Source organism: Halomonas korlensis (assembly GCF_900116705.1).
Classification (GTDB): domain Bacteria; phylum Pseudomonadota; class Gammaproteobacteria; order Pseudomonadales; family Halomonadaceae; genus Halomonas; species Halomonas korlensis.
Window position 1 is genome coordinate 317,367 of the sequence record NZ_FPBP01000001.1, and the last position, 13,170, is coordinate 330,536.

The following is a 13,170-nucleotide window of genomic DNA, read 5'->3' on the forward strand; positions in this document are numbered from 1 at the left end:
TGTACTGGCTCGGTACGAAGCTGCATGGGAACTAGCGTTTATGCATGTTGTGCCATGCGTTGGAAGGTCCTGTTTCGCTTCAATAATGATCGGTAATCCCCTTGGTCTACGATCTTTCCCCCGGAGAGCAAGTAGATGTGGTCGCATTGCCTTACGGTGGCCAAGCGGTGGGCGATCATGATGATGGTCTTCTTGCCAGAAAAGGCGTTGATAGCCTCCATAATATTATTTTCGGTAATGCCATCCAGGGCGCTGGTGGCCTCGTCCAGAATCAGCACCTCCGCATCGTGGTAGAGCGCTCGTGCTATGCCGATACGTTGGCGCTGACCGCCGGAGAGCTGTACGCCCCGCTCGCCGACTCGGGTTTCTAGGCCATCGGGTAACTCGGCTAGGAGCCCATCTAGGTGTGCCAGTTTCGCGGCATGGCGTACCTTTTCGTCATCGATGACATCGGTCGGCAGACCGAAGCCGATGTTCTCGCGAATGCTGCTGTCTGCCAGGAAAATAGACTGTGGCACAAACCCCAAGACGTTCTGCCATGCACGCCGGTTTGCGGATGTCACTGGCTGGCCATCAACCAACAATTGCCCTTGGCTTGGCTCGATCAGCCCCAGCAGTAAATCAATGGCAGTCGATTTACCGGAACCGGAAGCTCCTACCAAACCGACTATCTGGTTAACTGGAATCACTATATTCACTCCTCTTAATGCCGGCTCCTGCTTGCCAGGATAGGTAAAGCTCGCATTTTCCAGTTGAATACTTTGTTTGAGTGCCAAGTGTTGCTTCGCTCGTTCCTGCTCGGTGGGCTGTTTAAGAATATCCCCTTGGCTGCTGGCGTAGAGATCAATCCGTAAGGCATCAAAGGCGGCCAGGTTGCCGCGGATCTGCGAGAGGCTGGTATAGACCTGCTGGAAGGCTGGCAACAGCTTGAAGCCCGCCAAGGCATAAACGGAAAGCACCGGCAGAATGGAACCCAGATTGCCTTTGTGTGCAGCCAGCAGATAGAGCACTAGAAAGATCACGCTGCCGAAGGCCACCAACTCCATGGCGTAGCGAGGTGCCTGGCTCAAGGCTTGGGTGGTGCCTTGGGCTTCGGCGAAGCGGTCGCTGGCACCGTCGAAGCGGTCGGTGAATACCTGTTGGCGACCCAGCAGCAGAGCGTCCTTGATACCGCCAAAACCTTCCGCCATCAGCTTGAAGCGCGACCGCTGCGCCTCGGAGATGCTCTTGCCATTACGAATCAGCCGCCGGCGCACGGTGCGAAAGAGCAGTACATAAGCCACAGAAAAAATTATCAGTCCCGCCAGGGCCACCAGCGGGTTGTAGAGGAATATCGCTACCGTCATGAACAGCGCCATCACCAACTTGGCGTTCATCTGCATCAACGGATTTATGATCTTACCGGTTATTCGCTGACACTCCTGAGCGATCTGATTGGTCAACTGGCTGCTGCTACCGCTGGCATGGAATAGCCAAGGCTGGTGCATGTAGTGGGTATAAAGTCGGCTAGCGAGCTGCGCCCCCACCTGCGCGCCATACATCGAAAGCCGCCAAATGGTGTACATCGAGATCAGCGCTGCGCCGGTCAGCACCACCAGCACGCCAATACCCAGCCAGAACAGAAAGGTGCGTGGCTCGGTAAAGCCGCTGGCGCGGTAGAACTCGGCCATCATGCCCTCGCCCTGAAGCTGGCTCATATCGCCTACCAGCGCCATGAAGGGGCCGATAGACACCACACCGGCGATCTCGGCAAAGGCCATCAGCACCACCAGGAACTGCAGACGCAAGAGTTTTTTGCGCTGCTCAGCAGTAAGGAGGCGATAGAGCTCCTTGAGCTGACTCAGCATGGCGCAACAAACGAAGCGATTGGGGTGGTGTTTGTATCATTTATTGTCAGGGTTGTGGTCTGACGCATCAGCTCTACCTGTCTCATATTAATTCGCTTCACTTGAGTACTGAACGCCGATGTTGAGTTAGCCCGAGTTCTGCAGGTCATAAAAAGTGCTAATCTTCAGGATTAACGACTACCGAAGCCGGTCAGCACGGTGCGGATGGTGCGTATCACAATCAACAAGTCGAGCCAGAACGAAATATTCTTGATGTAATAGAAATCATATTCCAGTTTCTGGTTCATGCCATCCACCTCGGCGGCGTAGCCCTGCTCCACCTGAGCCCAGCCAGAAATGCCGGGCCGCACCACGTGCCGGTAGTGGAAGAACGGTACATCCCTATGGTACCAATTTGCCAAGTCCATGGACTCCGGTCGCGGGCCGATCAGGCTCATGTCACCCTTCAGCACGTTGAATAGCTGGGGTAGCTCATCCACCCGATACTTGCGGATCACCTTGCCTACACGGGTGATGCGTGGATCCTCATTGTTTTCGGTATAGCCCATACCTTGCTGGTTTATAAACATGCTGCGGAACTTGTAGACGGTGAAGGGGCGGCACTGGAAGCCCATACGCTGTTGGGTGAAAATGACGGCCCCCGGGCTCTCCAGGCAGATAACAACAGTTGTGATGGCCATCAGCGGCAGGGTAAGGGGCAACGTTAACAGAACGGTGAGCAAGTCCAGGCAACGCTTGAGCACCTCATAGCCTTCATCCGGCTGTAGACTGCCGTAACGATTCTCGTACAGGTGGCCCAGCCGTACACGGCCGGTCAGCCACTCGTAGGTGGTAGTGGCGTGATAGACAGGGATGCGGTGAAGCGTACAGTCGGCCAGAAAACGCTCCCACTCAGGAGGCAAATCAGCGTGCAAATCGGCAACCACGCCGTCCACGCGAAGCTCACCCAGCGAAGGCATATCCAGGCTGTGCCATTTGACGTTACCGATTTGGCACAGGCTGGGCGCCTTACCGAATGGCACTACGGCGAGCTTGAGCTGATGGTAATTTTGTGCGATCCAGTAACCCGCGGTGGAAGACAAAGCGGTGAGTAAGTAACTGGCAAGATAGAGCGTCTCGTTCGGCTCGATCGTGATGAAATTAAACAGGACGAAGGGAATGGCAAAACAGACCGAGGTCACCGGTATGCTCAGCAAGTAGCCGCGAGCGCCAGGCAACCGGCTCAGGCGTTGCAAGATAGAAAGCGTACCCCCGTAGGCCAAGGTAATCGCGAAGAACGTCGTCCAGTGTGCAGCGTCGGCGATATTCCATAGGGCTTCGTCCCAGATGAACAATGCCGGGAGCAGGACGGTCAGGAAAAATCCCAGCAATAATTGCAACTTGCGGCTGAGGATCAGCCGTTTGAAGAACTGGGAGTTCCGCCTTTGCATCGGTAAGTAAGACGTGATGCTTGCCATGGTGACTTCCCTTGGGCGCTGCACTGGCACTCTGGTGTTACTGCTGTGCTTCTGCATGTCCTTATGCATATTCTTTCGCTACCCCGACCGTCTCCCCGGCATAATCGATTGCCGAGGATGTGGCTTGATGTCGGCCTCGTTTCGGCCGGAGTGGCTGCTCACTTGTAGGAATAGTTGTAGTGACCGTAGTAGCCGTAACTCGTGGCGGCCGTGCGCTCCGTAGCGTTGAGGATGGCGCCCTTGAGGGTGACGCCACTGGTCTCCAGGCGCTGCATCGCTGCTTCGACTTCCCTTGGTGGGTTCACGCCGAAACGCGCCACCAGCAAGCCAGTGCCGACCTGCTTGCCGATGATGGCGGCATCTGTCACCGCCAGCACTGGCGGGGTATCGATGATCACCAGGTCGTAGCGGGACGACACCTCCGCCAACAACCGGGAAAAGTTTGGTCGCATCAGTAGCTCGGAGGGATTAGGCGGTGAAGTACCACGAGCGATGTAATCCAACCCTTCCACCGCTGAGCCGCGGATAGCCTCTTCCAGCGTCTGCTGACCGCTGAGCAGTTCGGAGAGCCCGCCTTTGCTGTCACCTTTAAAGGCATGGTGGAGATGACCCTTGCGCATATCGCCATCGATGACCAAAACCTTCTGGCCAGCCTGAGCACAGATCGCGGCCAGGTTGGCGCTGATGAAGCTCTTGCCAACCGTGGGAGCGGAGCTCGTGATCATGAGCCGATTGTCACCTGCATCCAGCATGGCGAAGTGCAGGCTGGTGCGCAGACTACGCAATGCCTCGATGGAGAGATCCGTCGGGCTTCGCAAGGCCAACAGGTCACGCAGACCGGCAAGCTTGCGTCGCCGCGGGCCGGACTTGAAGCCACCCGAGAGCTTCGCCTGCTCCTCGGAAAGGGGAACGGTTGCATAGACGGGCAGGCCTAGGTCTTGTAGCTGCTTGGGCACCTCGATACCACGGTTGAGCAGGTAACGGACCATGACAATAGCAATCGCAACGAGCAGGCCCATAAGCAGGCTGATCGCCATGATCTGGCTCGAACGCGGCGCGATGGGTGATGGTTGTACGACAGCCGAATCGAGAATCCTGACATTGCCGACGGTGCCCGCCTGGATCAGACGCATTTCCTGCTGCTTGTTGAGTAGCTGGACATAGATTTCCTGATTAACGCGCGCCGCCCGCTCGAGCCTGAGAATTTCCTGCTGGGTCTCGGGGAGATCGGTGATGCGACTCTCCAGTTCCGCCTTGTTTTCCTCCAGCTGTTCTTTCTTTTCCATCAGCGCCTGGTAGGTTGGGTGGCTACTGGTGAACCTTCGCTCCAGCTCGGTCCGCTGAAACTCGATGTCCGATAGCTGGTTCTCGAGCGTCACCAACTTGTTCAGCATTGCCTCGGTCTGGAAGTCCAGATCAACGGAATCGCGCTGGGCACGATAGTTATTCAGGTTGGTTTCAGAAGCGGCGAGCTGTTCACCTACCTGAGGAATCTGTTCCTCAAGGAACTCCAGCTGGCGGTCGGCCTCGGCAGATTGACGTTCGATATTCTGAGCGAGGAAGACCTGCATGATGGTATTGAGGGTATTTTCTATCTGTGTCTGGTCCTGACCGGTCAGGCGAAGATTGACTAGCCACTCACCTTCTGCTTGTTGGCTGCTCAGGCTCGACTTGAGCCCGTTGATCGCACTTAGCCGTGTGCTTCGATTGAGTACGAATTCGGCACCTGGATGCGCCTCAATGCGCTGCACGAATAGCCGATGACCCTCATCGCTGTGCACCGTTTCGCCTGCCTGGCCGGTCACCACAACACGCTCGTCCTGCAGCAAGGAATAACCTCCGTCGCCCTCCGAGCGGAGGATATAGGGACCTAGGGACGCCCCCTCGGGCACCTCGAAGCGCGACACCTCGGCAAACTCATTGGCCCAGACATAAGGATAATCACGCAAGAAGGACGGAACGGACACACCCTGGTTGACCAAAAAGTTACCAAGGTACGGCAAGCGCCTGGGTGAGACGTGGATGGTCAGGTTCTCTCGGTCAACTGCCCCACCCAGCACCATTCTCGATTTCAGGATGCCGATCTCGGTCAGGGTTCGGGATTGCTCGGCACTGGACTGCTGACCCGCCATCCCGGGGAGGTTGATCAGCGAGCTGCTCTCGCTTTCCACCTGCACCAGCGAATCGGCGCTGTAAACGAGGGGCTGGGATCCTGCATACAGATACCCACCGATGGCAAACAGCAACATAACTAAGGCAATTAACCATTTATGATCAACCAACCAGCCGAAAAAGTGACCGAGATCAATATCTGGTACTGCAGATTGTTGCGAGGGGGGCTTTTCAGTCACATGACGTCCTTCGATGGACATAAAAATAACGGGTCGGGAATCTTCAGGTTGTGTACGTGGGAGTAACAGTTCGATTGAAACAATGTGGAAAGTGAGTAGTAAAACGAGACGTTAGCCACGCTACCGCCCGAGGGTAGCGCGGTGCATCCCCGTAACAGACATTGTTTATATTGCACAGACACATTGTGAAGTTAAGTAATCTTGGATAATAAACACCGGCGGCTCAAGGGTTAAGATAAGCATGCCCAATAGATGGATTTACTAATACTAAGAGCTTAAAGATTAAAAATTACCGATTTAAGCTATATTTTTAATTAGAAGTAATTAGTTAAATGTAACCACTTAAATAAAATCTGTTCATTAAGAATCTCCTTTAATTTAACTCATCAGTATATGAGACATCATATGTAACTGCCCGCCGATCATCGCGAAATAGTCCTTCGAAACTAACCACCGCATCACGCGCTGTAGGCTCGCCCTGGTAAGGGCCGGTCATGGCTGTTCGTGCCGGGCCAGCGTTTTGCATCGGGAATAAAAAAGGGCGCCGAATCAATCGGCGCCCTTTAGGTCAGTGAAGCGTCAGCAGGTCAATCGCTTTCGGGACTGCCTGAGTCCGGGGTGGCTCGCATGCGTCGACGCAGGATGGGCCCGACGATATAGGGCAGGATCAACCCCAGCCCGGCGAACACCCAGAGACCAATGGCCAGGCCGCTGTTCCACAGGATGGTCCAGTCACCGTCAGAGATATCCATGGCGTGGCGCAGGTTCTTTTCCATTTCCGGCCCCAGCAACAGCCCGAGGATGATCGGCACCAGCGGAATCTCCAGCTTGCGCAGGAAATAGCCGCCCACGCCGAAGGCCACCATGAAGTACAGATCAAAGATAGTGTTGCTGATCGAATAGATACCTACGAAGGCGATCATGGTGACGATCGGCAACAAGTACATAGGCGGTACCGACAGCAGCTTGACGAAGATGCCGACCAACGGAATGTTCAGGATCAGCAGCAGGAAGTTACCAATCAGCAGCGCGGCGATGACCCCCCAGACGATATCGGCGTTCTGGGTGAACATTAGTGGCCCCGGCGTGATGTTCAGCGAAATCAGCAGCGCCAGCAGCACCGCTGTCGTACCGCTGCCCGGCACACCCAATGTCAGCATGGGGACAAGAGCCCCGCTGGAAGCACCATTGTTACCAGCTTCGGGGGCTGCCACACCACGCGGGTCGCCCTTTCCAAAATAGCCTTTCTTGCCCAGCACGCGCTTTTCCAGGGTGTAGCTGATGAAGCTACCCAGCGAGGCACCGGCCCCAGGCAGTACGCCAGCGACGAACCCCAACACCCCGCCGCGAAAACTGGTAGGCAGGATCTCGCGAATATCCTTCCACTTCAGTGAGAGCTTGTTGACGACCATCTTCTCCTTGCCACCGCCGGCCTTCTCTTCGATGAAGAACAACAGTTCGGAAATGGCAAACAGCCCCACGATGGCAATGATGAAGTCCACGCCTTCGTAGAGCTCCAGGGTACCGAAGGTAAAGCGCTGCACGCCGGTGGAATCGATGCCGACCGTGGCGATCATCAGGCCGATGGCCGCCGCTACCACCGTCTTCATCGGATTCTTGCCGGTGATGCCGCCCAGGGTCGCGAAGGCCAGCAGGAACAGCGCAAAGTACTCGGCGGGCCCGAAGGTCAGCGCGAAATCGGCCAGCAACGGCGCCAGCAGGATCAGGCCGATGGTAGCGATCAAGCTGCCCATGAACGATGCCACGGCAGAGATCGCTAGCGCCTCGGAGGCCTTGCCCTGTTGCGCCATCGGGTAGCCGTCGAGACAGGTCATCATCGCCGGCTCATCGCCGGGAATATTGAGCAGTATCGAGGAGATACGCCCGCCGTACATGGCGCCGGCATAGACCGAGGTCAGCATGATCAGGGCGGTTTCCGGGGCCAGGCCAAGCGTAAAGGCCAGCGGAATCAGGATCGCCACCCCATTGGCCGGGCCAAGCCCCGGCAATGCGCCAATCAGGGTGCCGAGAAAGGCCCCGATCAGCGCAAACATCAGGTTATGCGGTTGCAGCGCGACACCGAAACCGTCCATCAGATAGCCCAGCGTTTCCATCAGCCCACCTCCAGGAACGACAGCACGCCCAGCGGTAGCGCCAGGTCGAGGGCAAAGTTGAACACCAGATACACCACCACACCGGAAATCGCCCCGATGATATAGGCCTTGACCGGGCGCGATCCCATCCGCCAGCACAGGGTGCCCACGGCCAGTGTGGTACTGATGATGAAGCCCAGCGGTTGAAGGAACATCGCATAGAGCACCAGCACCACCACGGCGATGATCAGCTCGATGCCCGTACGGCTCCATGGCCAGGCGTTATCCGGGTCCGGCCGCACGACCATGTAAAGGCTGGAAAGCCCCAGCACGATGGCCAATAAACGAGGAAAGGTGTCGGGTCCGACAGCTTCGGACCCACCAAACGGCTCGGGAAACTGGGTAGTGCCCCAGCCGTACGCGACGGCCAGGACAATCATCAGTATTCCGAAGATACGGTCGTTGTAAGTCATTATTGAATCAGCCCGATATCCTTGGACAGTTGTTCGATATCAGCGATCTGGTCGGTCACGAAGGCTTCGAACTCGCCGGCGCTCATATGGAAAGGCATCAGACCGTTCTGCTTCATGACGCTCTGCCACTCGTCGCTGGCATAGACGGTGTCCATCGCATCGACCCAGTACTGCTTGGCTTCGTCGGAGATATCCGCCGGCATATAGAAACCGCGCCAGTTGGGGCCAATCGCTTCGATGCCCTGCTCACGTGCGGTGGGGATATCCGCCAAGTCGCCGGGCAGGCGCTCTTCGGAAAGTACCGCGAGTACCTTCAGGTCGCCGGACTCCATGAAGCCCTGTGCTTCGGTGATATCGCCGGTGAACGCTTCAACGTGACCGCCGATTACCTGGGTCAGCGCCTCGCCACCGTTGTTGTACGACAGGTAGGCGATGCGTGGCAGGTTCTCAACCTCGGCGGCCTGGGCCGCGATCAGCACCTTGAGATGATCCCAACCGCCCTTGGCGCTGCCGCCGGCGAACTTCACGCTGCGCGGGTCTTCCTTCAAGGCGTCCATCAGCGCGGGTAGATCCTCGTACTCGGAATCGGCCGACACGGCGATGATGCCGTAGTCGGCGCCCAGCGCCCCGATCCAGTTGACCATGTCGGCGGTCATGTCAGGGAACTGGCCCTGAGCGAGGCGGGTCGTCGTGGCCGTGGACGCCGCCACGAGGAGCTTTTCGTCGCCGGCGCGCTTGCTGATGGTATGGCCATAGGCGACACCGCCACCGGCGCCGGCCATGTTGATGGTCTGAACGTTACCCGACACCAGGTCGAGCTCCTGGAGCACATTGCCGACGCTGCGGCAGGTGAAGTCCCAACCGCCGCCGGGATCGGACGGTGCTATGCACTCCACCTTGCCCTGGGGTTCAAAAGCCAAGGCGCTTCCCGCGCTCAGGGTCAGTGCGGCAATGGCGAACAGCTTGAGTGGCGCTCTGGTGGACATTGTTATATTCCCCTAACGGAATGGATCCGGGATGGATCGATGTTTGACTTGGGGAGGTTCATCGCTTACCTTACAGTTCTGTAAGGCAGAACCTCGTTCCTCAGAACAGAAAATTAGGCGCCTCGCCCAGCGAGGTCAACGGCTATTCAATCGATTGCGACTAAAGTTCAATTCAGCCCACCCCTCGCTTTCCGACTTTATCGGCCGCCTCCAAAGCGGCATCAGCGACAGGAATCGCCCATGGCACAGGATCGTGTAGAAGCCGTCGAGCGGGCGCTCACGGTGCTAGAAGCGTTCGATTCTGCTCAGGAAACCTTGAGTCTAGCCGAGCTCGCCCACGTCACCGGCTATTACAAGAGCACGCTACTGCGCCTGCTTGGCTCGCTCGAACGCTTCGACTACGTAAAACGCGGCGAGAACGGCCGCTGGAGCCTGGGACACACCCCCGTTCGCCTGGCGCGACGCCACACGCCCAGTCGGCACCTGGCGGCTCGGATCCAGCCATTGCTTGATCGCCTGGCAGCAGAGAGTGGCGAGACGGCCGCACTGCTGGAAGGCCGCGGCCGTCATATCGAATGCCGACTCGCCGCGCTTCCCGAGGCCAGCCTGCGTCACGACCTGCGGCCCGGCGTGCGTTGGTGCAGTAGCGATGCGCATGATCCGCGCCCGCTAGTAACCGGCGGTATCATGGTGTATCGACCGCTACCCGCCCCACCGGGAGAACCGCCCCTATGGCTGACGCTATCAGGCCCGGCGAGTCGCCTTGATCCCATCCTTGCCGCCGCCAGCCTGGACAATGCCCTGACAACGCTGGCCCAGCCGCGAGACGAGCCCATGGAGGCCACGCCATGACGCTGTTGCTGGTGGAAGATGATCGTCTACTGGCCGAGACGCTGGTCGACACCCTGCGGTTGGGCGGCCACCAGGTGGACCATCTGGCTGACGGTGAGGCGGCCCGCACACGCCTCGGGGCGATGAATCATGGCTATGCGCTGGTGCTGCTGGATCTCAACCTTCCCGGCTGCAGCGGTCTCGACGTACTGACGGCGCTGCGGCGCCAGGATAGTGGCACGCCCGTGCTGATCCTGACCGCACGCGGTGCCGTCGAGGATCGTGTGTGTGGCCTCGACCTGGGCGCCGACGACTATCTGGCCAAGCCCTTTGCCCTTGACGAACTGGAGGCTCGGGTCAGGGCGCTGATGCGCCGACGCGGCAGTGATCGTGAACTCAAGGTGGGGTCGCTGGTGCTCGATGTCATGGCTCAGCGCTTCACGCTGGAAGGCGAGCCGCTCGGGGTTCCCCCTCGCGAACAGCGCTTGCTGACGTGCCTGATGCGCCATGCCGGAGAGCCCGTGGAGAAGGTGCGGTTGGCGGAAGAAGCCTTTCAGGACCAGCCGATGGGCGACAACGCCATCGAGGTGTATATACACCGGTTACGCAAGCGGCTGACCGGGCACGGCGTGACGCTTCGCACCGTTCGTGGCCTGGGTTATGTGCTGGAGACGACGTGACGCTGACCGACAGCCTCTATCGTCGCCTGCTCACCTGGCTGCTGGTCCCCCTTCTCGCGCTGGGCGGGCTGATGCTGCTGCTGGCCTGGAGTGAAGCGCGCCGCACCGCCGACCGCGCCTTCGACCGCCTGCTCGAGGCGGCCACACTATCCATTGCCGAGCAGGTGCAGTGGCAGGACGAACAGCTATGGCTCGACCTGCCCCCCGCCGCACTCGAGATGCTGGCGACCGACGCGCAGGAGCGGGTTTTCTATAGCCTGGTCGACCAGGCAGGCCGCGTGGTCACCGGTAACGCGGAACTCCCGGGTGATCCGAGGGATGACAGCGCGTCCGGCGATACACGGCTTTATCGAGACATCGAGTGGCGTGGCATGGAGCTGCGCCAGGGCGTGCGTCGCTCCCGGCTCGAAGACTGGCGGCTGAGGGAGCGTTTCGAGGTACGGGTCGCCCATACCCGCGAGGGTCGCGAGGCACTGATGAAAGAATTGCTGCGCGGCAATCTCGCCTACATCCTGGCCATGGCGGCCGTGGCGATTACCGTGCTGCTGCTGGCGATCCGCGCCGCCCTCACCCCGCTGACCCGGCTGCGGCGTGCGATCCGCGCCCGCGACCCGCGCACCCTGGAACCCTTGACGCTGCCGCTGCCCAGGGAACTTGCCGAGCTGCGCGAGACCCTCAATGACCTGCTGGCCAGGATGCGCCGTGTACGTGCCAACCAGGAGCGTTTCATTGGCGACGCCTCCCATCAACTGCGCACCCCCTTGGCGGGACTCTCGGCACGTGCCGAACTGGCCCTGCGCCAGGAAGACCCCGCCCGTTGGCGTGAGGCTCTGCTCGCCATGCAGACGACCAGTGCCAAAACCGCGCGGTTGGCGATGCAACTCCTGTCACTGACCCGGCTGGACAACCCCGAATACCAACCCGAGCTCGTCCCGCTCGACCTCAACGCCATCGCCCGAGAGGCGGTTCGCGAGCATTGGAGCCAATGCCAGCGCAGCGGCGTTGACCTGGGTCTCGAGGCATCGTCGTCGCCGCTCGTCGTCAACGGGGTCGACTGGCAATTCGCCGAGGCGCTTAGCAACCTGATCGACAATGCCCAACGCTACGGCGCTCGCTGCATCACGGTACGCACCCGGGCAACACCTCTTACCCTTGAAGTCGAGGATGACGGTCCCGGAATTCCCGCCGAGCTACGCTTGAGAATGTTGCGTCCCTTTCATCGTGGTGACGAGGCGCTGGAGGGGTCGGGGCTTGGCCTGGCCATTGTTGATGGCATTGCCCGCAGCCACCATGCCACGCTGAATCTCGAGGCGGGCCAGGACGGACGCGGCCTGCGCGTGCGGCTGGTATTTCCGGAGGCGGCGCAATGAGAACGCTACGTTGCTATTGGCTGACGCTGGTGCTCGGTCTCTTGCCGTTGGCCACCCTCGCCGACGAGACCCTGCATTACCCAGCCGACCCCACCACCGACGCTCCCCGCCCGCTGGTGGTGCATGCAGCCCTCGACCTGCCCCAGATCGAGCCGGTCCTGCAAGCCTTTCACCGTCTGCATCCCGAGGTTGAGCTGACCTATCGCAACTTCACGACGCTCGACCTGCATCAGCGCTTTCTCAAGGCCCCCGATCAGGCCGATGTCATGATCTCCTCGGCCATGCCCTGGCAGTATCGGCTGGTCAACGACGGCCACGCGCGCGAGCAGCTCAGTGCCAATGCACGCGCATGGCCTGCCTGGGCCCGCTGGCGACATGAACTCTTTGCCTTCACCTTCGAGCCCATCGTCATGGTGGTCCGCAGAGAGCTGGATGAGCGCTATGGCACGATCCAGGGCCACGCCGATCTTCTGGCGCTGCTCGAGCGCCACGGCCGTGAGCTCTCGGGTCGGGTCGTGACCTACGATCCGGCGAGCAGCGGTGCGGGGTATACCTATGCCATCGAAGAGTCGCGTCTCTCGCCACGCTATTGGGAACTGGTGGCCGCACTCGGCCAGGCAAGGGCACAGCTGGTCGATACCACCGACGATATGCTGGAGGGACTGATCGAGGGGCGCTACCTGGTGGGTTACAACCTGCTGGGCAGTTACGCCCGGGATGTGGTCGCGGCGCATCCCGAATTGAGGCTTGTCGTGCCCGATGACTACGCCCTGGTGACGCGACGTCTGGCCTTCGTCCCCCAGCATGCGCCCCATCCCGATACCGGAGGACGCTTTCTGGACTTCCTGATCAGCGAGACGGGTCAACGCCTGCTCGCCGAGCAGACCGCTCTCGGCGCCATTCATCCAGCACTGGATGGGCCGGGTACCGCAGAGGCACTGCGCCGCGAACTCGGTGACGCCTTGCGGCCGATCGACCTGGGCCCAGGACTGCTGGCCACGCTCGATGACCTGAAACGCCAGGCGCTGTTGTCGCGCTGGCAGCGAGAGTTCAGCCGCTACACCGCCGCGCCGCCCTGATGG

Annotated in this window: 10 protein-coding genes; 4 read left to right on the plus strand and 6 right to left on the minus strand. The window is 59.5% G+C overall.

Annotated features, from left to right (window positions below; all coding sequences use genetic code 11):
* Nucleotides 1–38: 38 nt before the first annotated feature.
* From BM341_RS01495 to BM341_RS01520, 6 genes are all read right to left on the minus strand, one after another.
* Nucleotides 39–1,847, minus strand: coding sequence for an ABC transporter ATP-binding protein (locus tag BM341_RS01495; RefSeq protein ID WP_089792202.1), 1,809 nt, complete (start codon nucleotides 1,845–1,847; stop codon nucleotides 39–41).
* A 170-nt stretch (nucleotides 1,848–2,017) separates the two neighbouring features.
* A complete protein-coding gene (locus BM341_RS01500) occupies nucleotides 2,018–3,304 on the minus strand; it encodes an exopolysaccharide biosynthesis polyprenyl glycosylphosphotransferase (RefSeq protein ID WP_245784115.1) in 1,287 nt (428 codons plus the stop codon).
* Nucleotides 3,305–3,462: 158 nt separating this feature from the next.
* Nucleotides 3,463–5,676 carry a polysaccharide biosynthesis tyrosine autokinase gene (locus BM341_RS01505; protein ID WP_089792204.1) on the minus strand — a complete coding sequence of 738 codons (2,214 nt, stop codon included), beginning with the start codon at nucleotides 5,674–5,676 and terminating at the stop codon, nucleotides 3,463–3,465.
* Nucleotides 5,677–6,242: 566 nt separating this feature from the next.
* Nucleotides 6,243–7,769 (minus strand): tripartite tricarboxylate transporter permease, encoded by a 1,527-nt coding sequence (locus tag BM341_RS01510; protein WP_089792206.1) that lies wholly within the window; start codon nucleotides 7,767–7,769, stop codon nucleotides 6,243–6,245.
* Nucleotides 7,769–8,221: a tripartite tricarboxylate transporter TctB family protein gene (locus BM341_RS01515; protein WP_089792209.1), complete on the minus strand. Its 453-nt coding sequence runs from the start codon at nucleotides 8,219–8,221 to the stop codon at nucleotides 7,769–7,771. Before BM341_RS01515 ends, BM341_RS01510 begins: the two co-directional genes overlap by 1 nt.
* Nucleotides 8,221–9,207 carry a Bug family tripartite tricarboxylate transporter substrate binding protein gene (locus BM341_RS01520; protein WP_089792211.1) on the minus strand — a complete coding sequence of 329 codons (987 nt, stop codon included), beginning with the start codon at nucleotides 9,205–9,207 and terminating at the stop codon, nucleotides 8,221–8,223. Before BM341_RS01520 ends, BM341_RS01515 begins: the two co-directional genes overlap by 1 nt.
* Before the next feature lie 240 nt (nucleotides 9,208–9,447).
* Between BM341_RS01520 and BM341_RS01525 the strand changes: the two genes are divergently transcribed.
* From BM341_RS01525 to BM341_RS01540, 4 genes are read left to right on the plus strand one after another with little or no spacing between them, the layout of a single operon-like run.
* Nucleotides 9,448–10,059, plus strand: coding sequence for a helix-turn-helix domain-containing protein (locus tag BM341_RS01525; protein WP_089792212.1), 612 nt, complete (start codon nucleotides 9,448–9,450; stop codon nucleotides 10,057–10,059).
* Nucleotides 10,056–10,718 (plus strand): response regulator, encoded by a 663-nt coding sequence (locus BM341_RS01530; RefSeq protein ID WP_089792214.1) that lies wholly within the window; start codon nucleotides 10,056–10,058, stop codon nucleotides 10,716–10,718. The genes BM341_RS01525 and BM341_RS01530 overlap by 4 nt, the downstream gene beginning before the upstream one ends.
* The gene (locus BM341_RS01535; RefSeq protein WP_089792216.1) at nucleotides 10,715–12,088 is read left to right on the plus strand and encodes a sensor histidine kinase; all 1,374 of its coding nucleotides are present in this window, start codon (nucleotides 10,715–10,717) and stop codon (nucleotides 12,086–12,088) included. The genes BM341_RS01530 and BM341_RS01535 overlap by 4 nt, the downstream gene beginning before the upstream one ends.
* Complete coding sequence (locus BM341_RS01540) at nucleotides 12,085–13,167, plus strand: ABC transporter substrate-binding protein (RefSeq protein WP_089792218.1); 1,083 nt, start codon at nucleotides 12,085–12,087, stop codon at nucleotides 13,165–13,167. Before BM341_RS01535 ends, BM341_RS01540 begins: the two co-directional genes overlap by 4 nt.
* Nucleotides 13,168–13,170 lie beyond the last annotated feature (3 nt).